The sequence below is a fragment of the Staphylococcus succinus genome, from assembly GCF_029024945.1.
Lineage (GTDB): Bacteria > Bacillota > Bacilli > Staphylococcales > Staphylococcaceae > Staphylococcus > Staphylococcus succinus.
The window spans coordinates 625,129-643,503 of record NZ_CP118976.1; the positions used below are offsets into that span (position 1 = coordinate 625,129).

General features: G+C 33.2%; 15 protein-coding genes. 9 read left to right on the forward strand and 6 right to left on the reverse strand.

Translation table 11 applies throughout. The features are described 5' to 3' along the window. Window positions 1-50 precede the first annotated feature (50 nt). A complete protein-coding gene (gene fni / locus PYW31_RS02755; RefSeq protein ID WP_046835761.1) occupies window positions 51-1,091 on the forward strand; it encodes a type 2 isopentenyl-diphosphate Delta-isomerase in 1,041 nt (346 codons plus the stop codon). A 65-nt stretch (window positions 1,092-1,156) separates the two neighbouring features. On the opposite strand, the gene gltS is transcribed toward fni, so the two are convergent. Continuing rightward, complete coding sequence (gene gltS, locus PYW31_RS02760) at window positions 1,157-2,365, reverse strand: sodium/glutamate symporter (protein WP_046835760.1); 1,209 nt, start codon at window positions 2,363-2,365, stop codon at window positions 1,157-1,159. 233 nt (window positions 2,366-2,598) lie between these two features. Beyond that, window positions 2,599-3,210 carry a DNA-3-methyladenine glycosylase gene (locus PYW31_RS02765; RefSeq protein WP_046835759.1) on the reverse strand — a complete coding sequence of 204 codons (612 nt, stop codon included), beginning with the start codon at window positions 3,208-3,210 and terminating at the stop codon, window positions 2,599-2,601. Between the two features lie 191 nt (window positions 3,211-3,401). Here PYW31_RS02765 and PYW31_RS02770 point away from each other — a divergent pair, with 191 nt between their 5' ends. Continuing rightward, on the forward strand, window positions 3,402-3,986 hold the full coding sequence (locus PYW31_RS02770) for a DUF805 domain-containing protein (RefSeq protein WP_046835758.1): 585 nt from the start codon (window positions 3,402-3,404) through the stop codon (window positions 3,984-3,986). A gap of 125 nt (window positions 3,987-4,111) precedes the next feature. On the opposite strand, the gene PYW31_RS02775 is transcribed toward PYW31_RS02770, so the two are convergent. After that, on the reverse strand, window positions 4,112-5,728 hold the full coding sequence (locus PYW31_RS02775) for a ribulokinase (RefSeq protein WP_046835757.1): 1,617 nt from the start codon (window positions 5,726-5,728) through the stop codon (window positions 4,112-4,114). A 244-nt stretch (window positions 5,729-5,972) separates the two neighbouring features. Between PYW31_RS02775 and PYW31_RS02780 the strand changes: the two genes are divergently transcribed. From PYW31_RS02780 to PYW31_RS02790, 3 genes are all read left to right on the forward strand, one after another. Beyond that, window positions 5,973-6,872, forward strand: coding sequence for an ABC transporter ATP-binding protein (locus tag PYW31_RS02780; RefSeq protein WP_046835756.1), 900 nt, complete (start codon window positions 5,973-5,975; stop codon window positions 6,870-6,872). Continuing rightward, window positions 6,865-8,103 carry an ABC transporter permease gene (locus tag PYW31_RS02785; RefSeq protein ID WP_046835755.1) on the forward strand — a complete coding sequence of 413 codons (1,239 nt, stop codon included), beginning with the start codon at window positions 6,865-6,867 and terminating at the stop codon, window positions 8,101-8,103. Before PYW31_RS02780 ends, PYW31_RS02785 begins: the two co-directional genes overlap by 8 nt. 531 nt (window positions 8,104-8,634) lie before the next feature. Next, window positions 8,635-9,645: an aldose epimerase family protein gene (locus tag PYW31_RS02790; RefSeq protein ID WP_046835754.1), complete on the forward strand. Its 1,011-nt coding sequence runs from the start codon at window positions 8,635-8,637 to the stop codon at window positions 9,643-9,645. An 82-nt stretch (window positions 9,646-9,727) separates the two neighbouring features. Here the strand turns inward: PYW31_RS02790 and PYW31_RS02795 are convergent, their stop codons facing one another. Continuing rightward, window positions 9,728-10,396 carry an MOSC domain-containing protein gene (locus tag PYW31_RS02795; RefSeq protein ID WP_046835753.1) on the reverse strand — a complete coding sequence of 223 codons (669 nt, stop codon included), beginning with the start codon at window positions 10,394-10,396 and terminating at the stop codon, window positions 9,728-9,730. Window positions 10,397-10,554: 158 nt separating this feature from the next. Here PYW31_RS02795 and PYW31_RS02800 point away from each other — a divergent pair, with 158 nt between their 5' ends. After that, window positions 10,555-11,241: a ribose 5-phosphate isomerase A gene (locus PYW31_RS02800; RefSeq protein ID WP_201035633.1), complete on the forward strand. Its 687-nt coding sequence runs from the start codon at window positions 10,555-10,557 to the stop codon at window positions 11,239-11,241. A 330-nt stretch (window positions 11,242-11,571) separates the two neighbouring features. Here PYW31_RS02800 and sdpC read toward each other — a convergent pair whose 3' ends face one another. After that, entirely contained in the window at window positions 11,572-13,059 is a 1,488-nt protein-coding gene (gene sdpC, locus PYW31_RS02805; RefSeq protein WP_046835751.1) for a peptidoglycan release complex CPBP-like subunit SdpC, read from the reverse strand. Window positions 13,060-13,314: 255 nt separating this feature from the next. Here sdpC and hutG point away from each other — a divergent pair, with 255 nt between their 5' ends. Further along, window positions 13,315-14,244: a formimidoylglutamase gene (gene hutG, locus PYW31_RS02810; RefSeq protein WP_046835750.1), complete on the forward strand. Its 930-nt coding sequence runs from the start codon at window positions 13,315-13,317 to the stop codon at window positions 14,242-14,244. On the opposite strand, the gene PYW31_RS02815 is transcribed toward hutG, so the two are convergent. Further along, complete coding sequence (locus PYW31_RS02815; RefSeq protein WP_046835749.1) at window positions 14,234-15,109, reverse strand: LysR family transcriptional regulator; 876 nt, start codon at window positions 15,107-15,109, stop codon at window positions 14,234-14,236. The genes hutG and PYW31_RS02815 overlap by 11 nt on opposite strands. 348 nt (window positions 15,110-15,457) lie before the next feature. Here PYW31_RS02815 and hutU point away from each other — a divergent pair, with 348 nt between their 5' ends. Together hutU and hutI are read left to right on the forward strand one after the other, a co-directional pair. After that, window positions 15,458-17,122, forward strand: a complete 1,665-nt coding sequence (gene hutU, locus PYW31_RS02820; RefSeq protein ID WP_046835748.1) for a urocanate hydratase — start codon at window positions 15,458-15,460, stop codon at window positions 17,120-17,122. Beyond that, window positions 17,119-18,351 carry an imidazolonepropionase gene (gene hutI / locus PYW31_RS02825; protein WP_046835747.1) on the forward strand — a complete coding sequence of 411 codons (1,233 nt, stop codon included), beginning with the start codon at window positions 17,119-17,121 and terminating at the stop codon, window positions 18,349-18,351. The genes hutU and hutI overlap by 4 nt, the downstream gene beginning before the upstream one ends. Window positions 18,352-18,375 lie beyond the last annotated feature (24 nt).

The following is an 18,375-nucleotide window of genomic DNA, read 5'->3' on the forward strand; positions in this document are numbered from 1 at the left end:
AGAAAATTATAGTTTAAATATAAAAAGTATTGAAAGTAGGAGCAAAAAAGATGAGCGATTTAAAAAGGGAACAAAGAAAAAATGAACACGTAGAAATTGCAATGGCACAAAGTGATTCTACAATTTCAGACTTTGATGAAATTAGGTTTGTACATCACTCTATTCCTAATATTGATGTGGAGAATATTAATTTACAAAGCCAGTTGAAAGACTTTACGCTTGAGCATCCGTTGTATATTAATGCGATGACTGGTGGGAGTGAATGGACCAAGCAAATAAATGAAAAACTAGGGGTTATTGCTAGAGAAACCGGAATGGCAATGGCTGTAGGTTCTACGCATGCAGCATTACGTAATAGTAAAATGGCTTCTTCTTTTACTGTAGTGAGAGAGATGAATCCACAAGGGATTATTTTCAGTAATGTTGGTGCAGATGTACCTGTAGATAAAGCAAAAGAATCAGTACAACTACTGGATGCGCAAGCACTCCAAGTCCACGTAAATGCACCACAAGAGCTTGTGATGCCAGAAGGAAATAGAACGTTTTCCACTTGGATGGACAATTTATCTCAAATTGTAGCACACGTAGATGTACCTGTTATCGTTAAAGAAGTTGGTTTCGGAATGAGTAAGGAAACTATTAAACAATTAAATGAAATAGGCGTGCGTTATGTTGATGTCAGTGGACGCGGAGGAACGAATTTCGTTGATATAGAAAATGAAAGACGTGCTTATAAAGATATGGATTATCTTGGTTTATGGGGACAAACTACAGTTGAGTCTATGTTAGAAAGTACAGGCGCACAACAAGACATGGATATACTTGCAAGCGGTGGCGTACGTACACCATTAGACGCAGTGAAGTGTCTGGCTTTAGGTGCAAGTGCAGTTGGAATGTCACGTCCATTTTTAAATCAAGTTGAAAATAATGGTATTACAGCTACGTTAGAATATGTTGAACAATTTTCTGATCATATGAAGAAAATTATGACAATGCTTAATGCTAAAGACATAGAAGATTTAAGACATGCGCAAATGATTTTCAGTCCTAAACTTCAATCATGGATTGAACAGAGAAATTTAAATATTTAATAATAAAAAGTGCCATCAAACAATTGAGTTTGATGGCACTTTTAATATATTGAAGTCACTGTTAACTATTTAAAAATATTAATGAACGTAGTAACGATAGGGACGCCTAATAAATCTATTAGAAATGCGCCAACGATTGGTACGACAAGATAAGCTTTTGGTGAAGCACCAAATTTTTTCGTAATAACATCCAAGTTAGCCATTGCGTTAGGTGTAGCACCTAAACCGTGACCAATGAAACCACCAATCATAACTGCAGCATCATAATTTTTACCTAAGCCACGGAACACAACAAATACTGAGAATAAAACAATAAATATAACTTGCACTAATACAATAACAATTAAAGGAATAGCTAATTTATAGATTTCAGTTAGTTGAATACTCATTAAAGCTATAGATAAGAAAAGGCTCAATGATACATCACTTATACTATCTACAATCTTCATATCTATAAGATTTAAATTATTAAATTCTGAAATATTTCGTATGATTACGGCAACAAACATAGCACCTACATATATAGGAACATTAATTCCTGTTAAATCAGTAAAAGTATTGCCAATGTAAGTTCCAATTGCCATACAAATCGCCACAATTGTAAATTGAATAAAGAAGACAGTCGTAGGTTTCATACGCTTATGTAAATAATGATTTGATTTTACATTTCCATAATCTTTAGTCGCTTCATCTGCATGTTGTGGTTTTAAATCGTACTTACTAATTAAGTATTTAACTACAGGTCCTCCAATTAACCCTCCAGCTACAAGTCCTAATGTAGCAGCAGCTAAAGCAGCAGTTAAAGCAGAATCGATTCCCAAACCTTGTATTGTTTGACCATATGCGGCAGCATTGCCATGGCCACCTTCCATTGACATTGAACCTGCTGTTAGACCAAGTAAGGCAGGTATATTGAGCACTTTGGCTAAAGAGACGCCAATAATATTTTGGCAAACGGCAAGTAATCCACAAAAGATAAAATACAGTATTAAGACTTTCCCACCTAAGCGTAACAATTTGAGTGACGCGCCGAGTCCAATAGTTGTAAAGAACGCAAGCATGAAGAAATTCTGAAGAAATTCAGAATCTAGTTTAATTGTTATGATATGTGTTGATTGTAAAATTGCAACGACTATCGAGAATAACAAACCACCTATAACCGGTGCAGGTATACATAATCGTCTCAGTATAGAGACATGGTCAACTATAAATATACCTAAAAGATATAAGACACATGCCAGTGCTAAAGTTGTAATAGCATCTAGTTCTAGCATTTTCATTCCCCCTTAATATACGAATCAAGCTGATTGGTACATGATTTATAAATAAAAAAGTGATTATTAAAAGCGTTTACAAAACGCCGTGATTGTTATTATACAGATGTGAGAATCATAATGCTAGTTAAGAATTAATGACAGGACATAAGGATGGGTTAAGTATAATTAAATTATACCATTGTTACAGGGATAAACTTATTTTAAACTAATATAAAATAATATTTGTGATACTATGTTCGCCATGTAAAGTCAGGATTTGTCATCTCTGACTTTCGCATTCTAGAGACATAAGGGTTCCCTTTTACTGTAAAACGAAGCGGTTTTAATGTCCATTCTCCCTTGTTTGGGATTCCAATACGGCCACTCTCTTCAATGGCTTGAGGATATTTTCTATGTTTTGTATCTATCAGTAAACGGCCTTCATTTAAACGAGAGCCGTCTAAATGTCGAGGTATATTGAAAGCCTTTGTCCATTTCCCAGGACCATTTGTTAGTTCGACCCCTTTTTTACCTCGGTTTAATTGCATAACTTCAATACCTTCTTCAGGCTCGACAGCCCTAATTAAAACCCCTTCAGGAACACCTTCCGTTTTTGTAACAAAATTAATTAAAAGATGTGTATGCATCACATGTGCATAGATTGTACCACCACTTTTATATAGCGATTCCACTTTTGGCGTTCTTTTTCCTTTATAACCGTGTGCAGCTTGATCTTGTTCACCTACATATGCCTCCGTTTCCACTATATAACCAGTAAAGGTTTGCAGCTCATCTTTAAAGACGATACGTATACCTAATAAATCTTTAGCTATAGTAATTGTATCTCTACTTACAAAGTCCATTGATTGTGCCTCCATTTTAATTTTAAAAAAATATTTATTTTTAAAATTATTAAAAATTATATTATCAATCCCGTTGTGTTTTGTTAAACTAAGTATATTGGGATGAGTTTCATTTATATATAATGTATCAAAATTTAATACAAAACTAAAATCTAGCTAATGAACTAACGTATGTGAAATGAGGGTATTATATGGAGAGAAAAATAGGCTTTGGCCAAGCATTGAAACTATTTTGGAAGAATTATATTAACTTTAAAGGTCGTGCACGTCGAAGTGAGTATTGGTATATGGCGCTGTGGCATCTTATTTTTATAGTTCCGGGTCTTATCTTATTATTAATTGGTTTAACGACTATGATTACAGGCATTTCCACATATAATTCAACTACAGCAATGGTAGGTCTTATTTTATTATTTATAAGTTGGATATATATCGCTATTTATAATTTAGCGACATTAATTCCGAATTGGGCCATGTTGATCAGACGTTTTCATGATACAGGGAGAACAATGGTACTCCCGCTTATATTTTTAACTATATTAATTATAACTTGCATATTAATGTCGATAATAAATTATCAAGATCCTGAATACCAGTATTTATCAAGTACTATTATTGTTATTGTAAGTTATGTGATGTATATAGTTGTGGGTGTCTATAACATAGTGATTTGTTGTCTAGATAGTGAGAGAAGAACAAACAAATATGGTCCGAGCCATAAATATGGTAATCATCTTAAACCAGTAAGTCATGGTAACGTAGATATTTATAATTAAGAAATAGTAGATTAAAAACCAATGTAATCTAAGAAATAAAATAATGGGTGAATCACAAGGTAATTTTAAATAATAATAATAAAACGCTGTAGCCTTTAATTATATAAGACTACAGCGTTTTATTATTATTTAATATAAGACAATTCAGGGTGTGATATGCCTAATAAATCATGTAAAGCTTGATAGCGTTCGAATAGCCGTTCATATTGTTTAACTTTTGTTGGTTCAGGATATTTACGATAATATACAGGTTGTTTCATATGCATGACGGTTGATTTTAGAGAATCATAAGCGCCGCCAACATGGGCTCCTAGCATAGCCGCCCCCAATGCAGTAGCATTACTTGAATCTATGACGACGACTTCTTTGTTAAGTACGTTTGCATAAATATCGACAAGAAGTTTACTTTTAATAGGAATACCACCCGCTGCATAGACGGTATGGACTGGAATGTTATTATTCTCAAACTGTTGCATTATCATTTTTGTTCCAAAAGCAGTAGATTCCAAATATGCGCGATGAATCATTTCAAAAGGTGTTTGTAATGTTAAACCAAAGATACTGCCAGTGAGGTGACTATCACTTAAAATACTACGATTACCATTATGCCAATCTAGCACTGTGACGTGTTGCTTATCGATAGAAATATTAGAGGCTAATATTTCTAAATATTCAATGACGGTCATATTTTTAGCTTCGGCTGCATCAACGATGTGTTTGGGTGCTAGGCTAGCAGAATAATTAAATAGGTCACCTACAGCTGCTTGTCCTGCTTCATAAGCATATAAACCTGGAATAATTGCATCTTTTACTGAACCTGTAATGGCAGGAATCGCTTCTTGTTTAGCATCAAGCATTAAATGGCACGTACTGGTGCCGATGACTGGAGTAAATTCACCTTGCTCAATTGCTCCAACCCCAAGTACACCAGAGTGTGCGTCGATGATATATGGAGAGATTTGGACTTCTTTAGATAACCCCCACAAACTTTGGAAATATGGAGAAAGACTTCCCGCACTTTCACCGATGTTAATTACTTCACCTTCACATTTTGATTTAATAATATCAGGTAATTCAGCATCTACTGCTTTGAAAAATTTATAATTAAAACCATCACCTTCATTGTAAAAGCCTTTAAATCCAATACCACAATTAGAACGAATGTTTTTACCAGTTAATAAACTAACTAAATAATCACCTGCTTCCATAATATAAGCAGTTTGCTTTAAGATTTCTGGAGCTTGATGTTTGACCTCTAATATTTTAGGAATCATCCATTCGCTATTCACGCTATGCCCATAGTAATCTAACCAAGAAGGATCAATAGCGTCACTGATTTTTTTCATATGAGTGGCTTCATCTTGTGCACCATGATGTTTCCATAATTTTACATACGCGTGGGGATTATCTTTTAAATCATCGTGCATATGTAATGGTTTAAATGCTTCATCTAAAAATACAATCGTACAACTTGTGAAATCAATACCGATACCAATGATGGCAGTAGGGTCAACTTTACTGTCATCAATTACTTGTTGTACACCGTCTTTAAGTATATTTGTATAGTCTTCTGCATGTTGTAAAAAATAATTATGAGGAAGTTCTTTACCATTTAGTGATCCTGAAATTGTACCATGTGGATATGCTTTGATATAAGTAGAAATAATCTCTCCGTTCGATGTATCTACTAAGAATACACGACCAGAAGCAGTACCATAATCGATTCCGATACTATAACTCATGTTGTGAAGCCTCCTAAATAATTAGTAGTGAAAATAAAGAACAATCTATTTTAATATAATGATAGTGCTTACATAATATAATGTAAAGTTTATATACCTAATATGTTTTTTGGTGAAAGAAGGCATAGATTGTATGAAAGATTAGAAAGTGACATAAAAAATAACACCCTATAAAGTAGTGTGTATTTAAATTTGAAGTGGTATCATCAAGGTATATTATTTACAAAAGAGAGGTGTCGAACAAATGTCATTAAAAATCGAACATATTACTAAAAGATATAAAGATTTTACTGCGGTCAATGATATTTCATTATCGTTAGACCAAGGTAAAATGTTGGGTTTTTTAGGTAGAAATGGTGCAGGGAAGACGACGACTTTCCGGATGATATTAGGTTTAACGCCTATTACTGAGGGAGAAATAACCTATAATAACAAAGTAATCGATCGAAGTTTATATAACCGGATAGGTTATTTACCGGAAGAAAGAGGCTTACACCCTAAGATGAAAGTTGAAAAAGAGTTACGTTATCTCGCTACTTTAAAAGGTATGAAAGCAAAAGAAATAACAAAAGCTATAGATTACTGGTTAAATCGTTTTGATATTAGCGAAAATAGAGAAAAGAAAATTGAAGCTTTATCAAAAGGCAATCAACAGAAGATTCAACTTTTAGCAAGCATGTTACACAACCCTGAGTTACTGATTTTAGATGAGCCTTTCAGTGGTTTAGATCCCGTTAACGTAGAGCTATTAAAATCAGCAGTACAAGATTTAAATAATGCTGGTACAACAATAATTTATAGCTCACATAGAATGGAACATGTAGAAGAACTTTGTGATGATGTATGTATATTGAATAAGGGGAAATTAGTTGTATCAGGGCCCATAAACGAAGTGAAGGCCAACCATGGCAACAAGAGCGTCATTATAGAAACAGAACACGAAATGAAAGAAATTGATAATTTACCAGGTGTACTTCAGGTAGAAAGAAATAAGAAAGAGATTAAAGCGATGATTGAATCAGAAGCAATTGCTGAAAGTATTTATGAGGTTGTTATACAATATGGTTTTGTAAAAAGGTTCCAAGTTGTTGAACCATCACTTAATGAGATTTTTATAGATAAAGTTGGTGATTTGCATGGATAAATTTCTTTCGACCTTTTCCTTAACATACAAAAACAAAATCAAGACGAAATCATTTATGATATTCACAACAATTGTCATTATTTTAATAATTGCCGCTTCAAATGTAAATAAAATCATGGATGTGTTTGATGACGGACCAGATAAAGTAGGAGTCGTTACTTCAAATGATGATATTTATAAAGCTATTCAGGCACAAGGCAAACAAATGGATGATGATACTAAGTTTAAGAAAGTAACAGAGAAACAAGCTAAATATCAAATAGAGAACAAGAAGTTGGATAAGGCTTATATGATCCACTTAAATAAAGATAACAAGCTATCGGGAAACATTTTGAGTAAAGATCCTGTATCAGAAGAAGATAAGCAAAAATTACAAGGTACTTTAACCACCATTCAAACACAAATTATAGCTTCGAATTTAGATCTTACTCCAAAAGAACTGAAACAATTACAATCACAAAGTAAGGTGACAACAGAACTTATCTCTGATAATGGTAGTCAGTCAAATTTAAGTGAAGCACAAAAAACATTTAATACTGTAATGGTATATGTAGGGATAATGTTAATGTTCTTTATCATTATCAATTATGCAGGGCAAGTTGCGATGGAGATTGCAACTGAGAAAACGTCACGCGTCATTGAAATGATTATAACAAGCGTTTCTCCAGTGACTCATATACTTGCTAAGATTTCAGCTGTCATTGCAGTTGCTTTAACACAAATTGTGATTATTATATTAACAGGCGTTATCTGTTTCTTTATATTTGATATCGGAGAGATGCTCAAAGGATTTAATATAGAGCCTAATGAATTAACGATGCAGTTGACGATTGTAGGTATCGTTTCTTGGATTATCGGTATTTTATCGTATGTTATTTTGGCAGCTATTTTAGGTTCGATTACTGCACGTATTGAAGATATCAATCAAGCACTCATGCCTATGACTTTAATGAGTATGATAGCTTTTTATATCTCGATTTTTAGTGCTACCAACCCAGATACATTATTAGCAAAAATCACAAGCTTTATTCCTTTACTCTCTCCGTTTGTAATGTTTGTGCGTGCTTCAACGCCTGATGTAGCTGTTTGGGAAATTTTAGTGAGTATTGCGTTATCGATAATAACAATTTTTGTGTTGTTATGGATAGCAGTACGAAGTTATAAAGATACGATACTAAGTTTTGATAAAGGTTTTATGAATTCTATGAAAAATATCTTTAATAAAAATTAAAGTTTAGAAACGGTTAAACCCCAACCAGGGAAGTAACCGTTTCTTTTTAAAACCTAAATATATAATAAATATAGACAAGTAATATATGATTTATAATTTGAAAATGTTAAAAATAGAAAGAAATTTTGCGTTGAAAATACATAGTATTGTAAAAAAGTATAACAATTTTAGAAATAGTTTGATAGAATTGACGATTAGTATAGATATATATTTGTATAAATTGTTACAATATAAGAGTATAACGAATTAAAAGTAAGAGGAATGCATTCATACTATGAGTTATGATTAATGTTAAATTTCTTTCAGTAATGCACTTATGTTTAAGGGAAGCATGAGAGCACCCATTCGGATACAGAAACATGTAGTAGTATGACAGTTGATGATTTTAGCGAATTTAAGAATTACCTATAACCGATACATAACCCCGTTTGCATTGGTTATAGGTTACGTTTGTAATTGATGTTTTATTCATGATAAAACCATGCGTTGATATAAAGAGAAAATGTTTGGTTTGAAAGGGAGTAATTGATGATGTTTGCAAAAGTAGAAAGTCAAAGTAATGGAATTGATTTAATAAAAATTGATAATGAGGAAACGAAAATTGTTTTTACGAATTATGGTGCACGAATAGTTTCATGGAAATTTGATGATAATAATATTGTACTTGGTAATGTAGTAGAAGCGGATGAGTTTTACACAGAAAATCCATTTAATTTTGGTGCTACAATTGGTCGCTATGGTGGTAGAATAGCCAATGCAACTTTCCAATTAGATGGAAAAACGTATCAACTTGATTCCAATAATGGCCAACATAATATTCATGGCGGTCCACACGGACTTGATACACAATTTTTTGATTATGAAGTTGAAGAGCAAGTTGGACAAGTGAAAGTTATTTTTAAAACTACAATTAAGAGCTCAGTTGACCATTTCCCTGGAGATATTGATTTAGAAGTCATACATACGTACGATGTTGATCATAAATGGACAATTGAATATAAAGCGATAGCTACTGAAAAGACGATATTTAATCCAATGAATCATGTGTACTTTAACTTGAATAGAGATAATAAGGTTATTGATAATCACAGTATTGCAAGTTCCAAGCTAGATATGTATTTATTGAATGAAGACAATATTGTTCAAAGTTTAGAGCCAGTAGATTTAGTGAATAAATTTAATTCTGAGAATATACAATTTAAAGATATATTTAATAGTGAAGATTCAGTAATTAAAGAACAAATGAATCGTTTTGGTGGTATCGATCATCCATTTGATTTAGGAAGTAATGAAATGACTGTCGAAAACAAACATTTTTTATTAAAAGTAAAAACTGATATGCCAAATATTGTGATATTCACATTTAACGATACTACAAGTTGGCAAAGTGACTTTAATATTTATAAAGCACATTCTGGTTTTACACTTGAAACGCAATGTATACCTAATGATATTAATTTATTAGGAGATAAAGCACCTTCAATCTTAGAAGCTAATAAACCATATTACTCTAAAACGTCTTATAAGATTTTTGAAAAATAAATAAGATCATCTAAAAAGAACATACCATTGAAGTGGTATGTTCTTTTTAATTGATTATTATGCGCTTATATATGAATAGGTTTTATTTGTTTTCGAGGGTTTGTGCACGTGTTAAGAATTTCTCTAACTTAGAAATACGTTCGTCAGTTAAGTATGGATTATTTAATGCATATGTTAATCTAGATATGTTTTTATTGTCATTGTAATAAATATCATTAAGTTCAAAAACAGAGAGTGATGTAGCTTTATCGGCTGATTTTATTAATTTTAAATTAGAAGAATCATGTACCACACCTTCTTTCAATACTCTGAAATAAAAGCCTGTTCTACATGAACGGGACATACGTTTGACTAAGTCAGGGATTTGATATTTCTCCTGAATTTTCCAACAAGGCTCTCTGATTTCAGCAACTTCGACAATGGCTTCTCCGAGTGAGAATTGATCACCAAAATGGACATCTTTTTCATCTAAATCAAGGACAGTTAAATTCTCCCCAAACATAGCGTAATTAGGTAAAGTTGGTAAATCGTCTTTCCATAATTTATAATTCTTTTTACTGTAAACACAAACTGCCTTATTAGGACCACCATGTCCTTTATATTCTTGCTCATCTTCAATAAATCCAGTTTTAGTGAGTAACATTGTACCTTGAAATTTTTCTTTGTTTAGTGCTGAACGCATAGGGCGTTTCTTACTATAAGGTAAATCTTGAATTTTACCAGTTGAGATTGCATTTAAGGCATATATCATTATTTTCCCCCTTAAAGACTAATTATTATAATTTTAAAACAATATTCCTATTATGCAAACTAAACCAATAAATTAGAAGTGAAAATTCTTTTTTAACTATGTATTTTTATAAATCTCATGTACAATAAAAGGAAAAGTACTGTGTGTAAAGGGGAAGCATTATGGATAAGAAACAGTTGAAAATAAGTACATTTAATGATGCGTTAGACCAAATTAAAGACGGTATGATTGTGGGTATTGGTTCTGGATCAACAATAGAATTGCTTGTTCCCAAAATTGCTAGCAAACTAGATCAAGAAAACATTCATATTACAGGCGTATGTACATCGAATAAGACTGCATTTATAGCAAAAGAATTAGGTATTCGAGTAGTGGATGTGAATGATGTTGATCGAATTGATGTTGCAATTGATGGTGCGGATGAAGTAGATGAAAATTTAAATTTGATTAAAGGCGGCGGGGGAGCGTTATTTAGAGAAAAAGTCATCGATGCAATGGCAGATAGGTTTATTGTATTAGTTGATGAATCTAAACGTGTAGACTACCTAGGCCAAACATTTAAATTACCAGTTGAGGTAGATAAATTTAATTGGTTACTCGTTTCCAAAAAAATTGAAGCAGACCAAAATGTAAAAACGATTCGTCGTGTGGTTGATGATGTACCATTTATAACAGATAATGGGAATTACATACTTGATATTGTATTGCATAAAAATATAGATCCATATGCTATGCATGAATATCTTATTCATCTTGTAGGCGTATTGGAAACAGGATATTTCCTAGATGTAACTGACCAAGTGATTATTGGTACACAAGCAGGCGTGAAAGTGATTCAAAAATAATTTATCTTTAACGATATGAAAACCTTCACATTAAAACAATGTAAGTTTAAGATTGTTGACCAGCGTTCTGACTTTGTGGCAGTTTTTTTGTGGATATTTTCTGAGAGTATTGTCTTACTTTATAATGTTTAGTTATTATTTTTCCTTCAAGAATGAGCCTGAAAATCCTTCTATGAAGTTAAAAATGGTAATTAGTCTTGTAAAAAGGCTGCGACTCTACGGTCATTATGCAACATTGTATTTGATAAATGAAAAGACAAAGCAAATGCTATTTTTAGCACTTGCTTTGTCTTTTTTTTGATATTTTACTATGAGTTAAGTGTCACTACACTATCGACGATGGCCACGTTTACTTTTTAGTTTAAAAGGAGAACGCTGTGCCGATTTATTATTATTTGACTCTTCATTTTGAGTTGTTTGCTGTGGTTCAGCTGAATCTTGTTCATTATCTTCCGTTATAGATGCTTTAGCGTTTTTCACCGCAGAAGATTTACGGTTTGAACCGTAGCGTTTTTTTTTCATAATTGTTTCATCTTGTGTACCTTTTGAAGTATCAGTGTGTGCTTTTTCCGTTGAAGCTTCAACAGGACTATAGCGTTTTTGTTTACTATCTACTTGCTTTGTTTGATTTGAATCTTCTTTATCCTCAGATGTAGGCTGTGAAATAATATTTGCACGACTATCATCATTGATTGAATCATTCTGTATGTCTTGATTATTATTGGCATTAGCTTTTGATTCATCATGACGATGTTCAAGGTCTTGTTCATCAACAGGCGATGTATGGTTTGTGCTTGCGTGATTTGATTGTTGATTAGCACGTGAATCCTTTGCATGTTGCGAGTCTTGTTGCTGTGTACTGTCATTGTCTACTGGTGTGTCCTCTACTTGTTTATCATGTTGAGTTGTAGCTGGCTCACTTTTTTGTGATTTATCATCATGTTTTGTATGAGATTGTGCCGCGGCATTATCATTTTCAGAGTCTTCGTTAACATGATCTAAGTAATTGTTTTCATCTACTTCGTCTAAGTTACGTTTAGTAAAGAAGTAGAAAATACCACGAATAATGAAGCTTAACACAATATAGATAACTGCTACTACTGTTGTAGAAAGCGCGATGACTTTCATAGAAAATACATAACCTAATTCTTCATTGAACAAGAATACTAGGCCAAATGCCATTGCTGCATGAAATATTGTAGCGATATAGATTGTACGACCTTTTGTAGCTCTAATTAGCTCACCGATAATCATAGAAAATGCGAAATAATATAAGAAACTATATAACGTATATTCAAAACTGAATGCTATATTAATACTCCATATTGCATACATAATACCGACTAAAATAGAAGCGAATAAGGTATTCATCTTAGTTTCAACGATATGTTGTAAGTAAGAACGGAAACCCAACTCCACTAAGAATGCCATTATTAACTGTCCGAGTATAACTGAGAAAATAGATACTGATAAATCTTCAGATTGTAATAAAACATAACTATCAGCAAAGACATTAAAACTTGCCATTGCTATAATAAAAATGATTAATGGCAAAATGAGTGCTAATAAGATTCGCTCAATCACCTTTAAGCTGATTGTGAATTTCAAACTACCTAATTGAGTCGTTCTATGTTTGAAAACGATAATACATAGAATTGTAGCGATGAACGGTGCCAAGACACTCATATCAAAAACAAAACTTTTAAACGGCACTGTATTTTGAAAATCTTTTAGTATAATTGGTAATGCATAAGAGATGATAAAGAAAATAAATATCATCATTGCCCATTGAAAACCGGGTATACGCTTTTTATTCATTATGTAACCTCCATTTGGGTTTCAGAAAAATCATTTGTTTTTAATTATACATACTTATTAAACAGAAATAAATTAAATTAAAGTATTTATCATTGAAATGTAATAGTTTTACGTAAACTAACATGTAAATGAAATATTTAAAGTGTATTTTAAATATTATATTTGGGACTATCGGGTAAAGGTAAGTATAAATTGAATTGACAAAAATGTAAGCGTATACTTAAATGTGTTGTAGCATTTCAAAGGAGGAAGACTATGTATAAGTTAGCACAACGTGAATTATGGACAGGTAGAATTGACAGTGAAACAGATGAAAAGCAGTTTAGACATTTTCAAACAATCCAATTCCGAAATATAAAGGAAGAATCCAATGAATCACGACATGGTGTAGGGATATTAGGTTATGCAGTTGATAAAGGTGTTGAATTGAATAAGGGAAGGTTAGGGGCTAGTGAAGGGCCTGATGCCATTAAACAAAACTTTGCCAATCTTCCTGTTGTGCGTGAATGTGCCGTGTATGATTATGGAAACGTTGAACACGATCATGAAACATTAGAGGAAACACAACAAGAATTCGGACATTATGTAGCAACTTCAATTCAAAGGCATAACCAAACTTTTTTACTTGGTGGAGGACATGATATTGCATATGCGCAATATCTCGGGACACGAGAAGCATATCCAGATGCATCGATTGGTGTAATTAATATTGATGCCCACTTTGATACAAGAGAAGAAGGAAAATCTACATCTGGTACTAGCTTTAGACAAATTTTAGAAGAAGATAATAACGCTGACTATCTAGTATTAGGTATCCAGCAAGGAGGCAATACACAAGGGCTTTTTGATTATGCAGAAGAGAAAAATATTGGCTATGTATATTCTGATGAACTCTTACATCAAATATCTCCTCCAATAAAAGATAAAATTGAACGTTTTATACATGATCATGATGTTATTATGTTTACAATTTGTATGGATGTAATTGATAGTGCATTTGCACCTGGTGTGAGCGCCAATGCAGTTTTGGGTTTATTCCCTCATGTTGTATTAGAACTAGCTAAACGTATTATTCCAAATGAAAAGGTTTCAACAATTAGTATCGCTGAAACCAATCCTAAGTATGACGTTGATAATCGTACTGCAAAATTGACAGCTCATTTTTTCCATCATTTTATTCTTTAATATTCCAATAAGAAATGCAATGTTCAATTAACGAAAGTACTCGTTCAGAGTGCTTTCGTTTTTTTAAATAATTAATATAGATGGTACGCCCAATTTGTGGTCGGATATCTATGGCATCTAAATCACGGGCGTTAAATGATTGATAGTATACACGAGGAATCACAGCATAGCCTAATCTTCTATGTACAAAATTAGTAGCCGCTTCAAAACGATCAACTTCCATGATGATTTCGGGATGTATATTCATCCGTTTAAAGTAATCATCTAGATGTTTACGTACTTGAGAACCTTGAGTTGGTAATATGAGTGGTAATGATTGAATAGATAATGCTTTCGTTTTTGGAAATGTATCTTTAGGTGCAATCAAGACATAGGATTCTTCATATAATGGTATAGATTCTATAGCTTCATGTGTAATCTGTTCGTTGGTAAAAGCAATATGATTTTCGAAGTTTAGTAACTGCTCAAGAATTTTATTTTGATCGTGAATCTCTGAAACGAGATAAGTTTGGTTCATATGGTGCTTATGGTGGGCAGCAATAACTTGTGACACCCATTGGTTAGATGATTCTAATATGGATAACTTGATTTTAGGTTCTTGGCTAGTATTGAGATCATGCATTTTTTCAACAGTTTGATGATAAGTTTGTATGAGTTCTTCGGCATAATTGTAAAATTGTATTCCTTTTTCAGTAATCTTAATATCTTTTGTCGTGCGTATGAAAAGTTCATAACCTAGTTCGTTCTCTAATTTTTTAATAGTAGCGGTTAATGAAGGTTGGCTAATATGTAAAAAGTTAGCTGCTTTTGTAAAATTATTATATTTTACCACCGCGACAAAATATTCTAATTGAATAATCTTCATGTACATCCTCCTAATAATAATTAGTTGATTTATAGCTTTGAATTATAAGTGATTAGTTTATTTATATTGGTAGTCTATATATTAACATATTATACTAAGAAATATAGAAGAAAATATGCTTTCGAATGAGATGTCTGAGCTGGTATGAAATAGTTAAGTGCTTGGTTGTTGAAAGTATTCAATCAAGAAATAAATCAATGATTCATTGAACGACTTACAAACATTAAGTACAGACTTTGTATCATCACATTCGTAATCATTAAAATGATTTTCTTAGTTAACATGCGTATTTAAAAATAATTTTTTACTGGAATAAGGTATTTTATTAAACACAAGGAGTGATGGTTCATGAGAAAAATAGTAGCGAAAAAAGGTTTAGATATTGAATGTAAAGGTTGGGAACAAGAAGCAGTGCTGAGAATGTTGTATAACAATTTAGATCCTGAAGTTGCTGAACGCCCAGAAGATTTAGTTGTTTATGGAGGTATAGGGAAAGCGGCTCGAAATTGGGAAGCATTTGAAGCAATCGAAGAAACATTACGTTCTTTAGAAGCTGATGAAACTATGTTAGTCCAATCGGGTAAACCTGTTGCAGTATTTAAAACACATGAAGAAGCACCACGCGTATTACTATCAAATTCAGTTCTTGTACCAGAATGGGCAAACTGGGATCATTTTAATGAGTTAGATAAAAAAGGTCTTATGATGTATGGGCAAATGACGGCGGGTAGTTGGATTTACATTGGCTCACAAGGTATTGTTCAAGGCACATATGAAACATTTGGTGAGCTGGCAAACCAACATTACGATGGAAAACTCAATGGCACAGTTACTTTAACTGCGGGATTAGGAGGCATGGGCGGTGCACAACCACTTGCGGTTACAATGAATGGCGGTGTAGTCATTGGCGTTGAAGTAGATGAAACAAGAATAGATAAACGTATTGAAACACGTTATTGCGATGTTAAAACACATGATTTAGATGAAGCTTTGCGCTTGGCTGAAGAGGCACGTCAGCAAAGTAATCCGCTTTCTATTGGTTTAGTTGGTAATGCTGTAGATACACACAAAGCAATTTTAGATAAAAACTTTAAAATTGATATAGTCACTGATCAAACGAGTGCACATGATCCATTAAATGGCTATATTCCACAAGGCTATACTTTAGAAGAAGCAAAAGCATTGCGCAATAAAGATCCAAAAGAATATGTGAAAAAATCAGAAGCTTCAATGAAAGCACATGTCCAATTGATGCTCGAATTTCAAGAAAAAGGTGCAGTTACATTTGATTATGGAAACAATATTCGCCAAGTTGCATTTAATAATGGATTAGAGAATGCTTTTGACTTTCCAGGGTTTGTTCCAGCTTATATTCGCCCATTATTCTGTGAAGGTAAAGGACCATTTCGCTTTGCAGCATTGAGTGGAGACCCGAAAGATATAGCGCGTGCTGATAAAGAAATGAGAAAATTATTCCCTGATAATGAAAAATTAATTCGTTGGTTAGATTTAGCAGAAGAAAAAATTGCCTTTCAAGGTTTGCCTTCTCGTATTGCTTGGTTAGGTTATGAAGAACGTGCCAAAATGGGGTTAGCATTAAATAAATTAGTGAGAGACGGTGAAATTTCGGCACCGATTGTTATAGGCCGTGATCACTTAGATTCTGGTTCAGTTGCGAGTCCAAATCGGGAAACAGAAGGTATGAAAGATGGTTCTGATGCTGTAGGGGATTGGGCAATCTTGAACGCTTTGATTAATACAGCAGCAGGTGGTTCTTGGATTTCATTCCATCATGGTGGTGGCGTTGGCATGGGTTATTCTTTACATGCTGGTATGGTTGTAGTAGCAGATGGGACAGAACGCGCTGATCGTCGCTTAGGGCGTGTATTGACGACAGATCCGGGTATGGGTGTAGTGAGACATGCTGATGCAGGTTATCAATCATCTATCGATGTAGCAAAAACAAAAGGTATTAAAATTCCAATGATTACAGGCAAAGGAGATAAAAAATGAACGATTTAATGATTCAAAATATTAAACAATTAATTTTACCTAAATCTACAGATCGTCCTTTAAAAGGAAAGGAATTAGACGAACTAGAGATTGTTGAGAATGGAACAGTAGTCATCCATGAAGGCAAGGTTATATATTCGGGGACACATACTGATAACTATGAGGCCAAAGAAACAATCGATGCAACAGGTAAGGTGGTGTCGCCAGCACTTGTAGAAGCACACACACATCTAGTACACGGCGGTTCTCGAGAACACGAAATGTCCCTTAAAAGACAAGGTGTTTCTTATTTAGAAATACTTGAGCAAGGTGGAGGTATTTTATCTACTGTTGAAGCTACACGCAATGCGACAGAGGATGAACTGTTTAACAAAGCAGAGAAAAACTTATTAACGATGATTCAACATGGTGTGCTAGCTGTCGAAAGTAAAAGCGGTTACGGATTAGATAAGGATAACGAATTAAAACAATTACGTGTATCTAATCGCTTAGCTGAAAAATATAACTTAGATATGAGACATACCTTCTTAGGTCCGCATGCTGTGCCGAAAGATGCAAAATCAAATCAAGCGTTCTTGCAAGAAATGATAGATTTATTGCCAAAAGTTAAAGGATACGCAGATTTTGCAGATATTTTCTGTGAAACTGGAGTGTTTACAGTTGAAGAGTCTAGGCAATATATGGAAGCTGCGAAAGCATTAGGTTTCAAAGTTAAAATACATGCAGATGAGATTGATCCTCTTGGTGGTTTAGAACTTGCCATTGATGAAGCAGCTATTTCTGCAGATCATTTAGTGGCTTCAAGTACAGAAGGTAAAATGAAATTGAAAGATAGTGATACTGTAGCTGTATTATTACCAGGTACGACATTTTATTTAGGCAAAGAGCAATATGCCGATGCAAGAGGTATGATAGACAATAATGGTGCGATAGCAATTGCGACAGACTTCAATCCAGGAAGTTGTGTAACGAATAATCTGCAACTGATTATGTCAATTGCAGCATTAAAATTAAAATTATCACCTAATGAAATTTGGAATGCAGTTACAGTTAATGCTGCTAAAGCAATAGATGTAGATGCAGGTACTATTAACGAAGGCGATAAGGCAAATATCGTTATTTGGGATGCGCCTAATCATGAATATATTCCATATCACTATGGCATTAATCATGCTGAAAAAGTGATTAAAGATGGTGCAGTTATTATTGATAATAAATTGAGTTTATAAAAGATAAGTGCAGTTAAGCTATAT

Bases quoted from the DNA above. Each gene is read 5' to 3' on its own strand.
- hutU (WP_046835748.1), top strand. From the start codon at position 15,458: ATGAGAAAAATAGTAGCGAAAAAAGGTTTAGATATTGAATGTAAAGGT.
- PYW31_RS02815 (WP_046835749.1), bottom strand. From the start codon at position 15,109: ATGAAGATTATTCAATTAGAATATTTTGTCGCGGTGGTAAAATATAAT.
- PYW31_RS02775 (WP_046835757.1), bottom strand. From the start codon at position 5,728: ATGAGTTATAGTATCGGAATCGATTATGGTACTGCTTCTGGTCGTGTA.
- PYW31_RS02795 (WP_046835753.1), bottom strand. From the start codon at position 10,396: ATGATATATGCCTTAAATGCAATCTCAACTGGTAAAATTCAAGATTTA.
- PYW31_RS02765 (WP_046835759.1), bottom strand. From the start codon at position 3,210: ATGGACTTTGTAAGTAGAGATACAATTACTATAGCTAAAGATTTATTA.
- gltS (WP_046835760.1), bottom strand. From the start codon at position 2,365: ATGCTAGAACTAGATGCTATTACAACTTTAGCACTGGCATGTGTCTTA.
- PYW31_RS02785 (WP_046835755.1), top strand. From the start codon at position 6,865: ATGGATAAATTTCTTTCGACCTTTTCCTTAACATACAAAAACAAAATC.
- PYW31_RS02790 (WP_046835754.1), top strand. From the start codon at position 8,635: ATGTTTGCAAAAGTAGAAAGTCAAAGTAATGGAATTGATTTAATAAAA.
- hutI (WP_046835747.1), top strand. From the start codon at position 17,119: ATGAACGATTTAATGATTCAAAATATTAAACAATTAATTTTACCTAAA.
- PYW31_RS02780 (WP_046835756.1), top strand. From the start codon at position 5,973: ATGTCATTAAAAATCGAACATATTACTAAAAGATATAAAGATTTTACT.
- sdpC (WP_046835751.1), bottom strand. From the start codon at position 13,059: ATGAATAAAAAGCGTATACCCGGTTTTCAATGGGCAATGATGATATTT.
- PYW31_RS02770 (WP_046835758.1), top strand. From the start codon at position 3,402: ATGGAGAGAAAAATAGGCTTTGGCCAAGCATTGAAACTATTTTGGAAG.
- fni (WP_046835761.1), top strand. From the start codon at position 51: ATGAGCGATTTAAAAAGGGAACAAAGAAAAAATGAACACGTAGAAATT.
- hutG (WP_046835750.1), top strand. From the start codon at position 13,315: ATGTATAAGTTAGCACAACGTGAATTATGGACAGGTAGAATTGACAGT.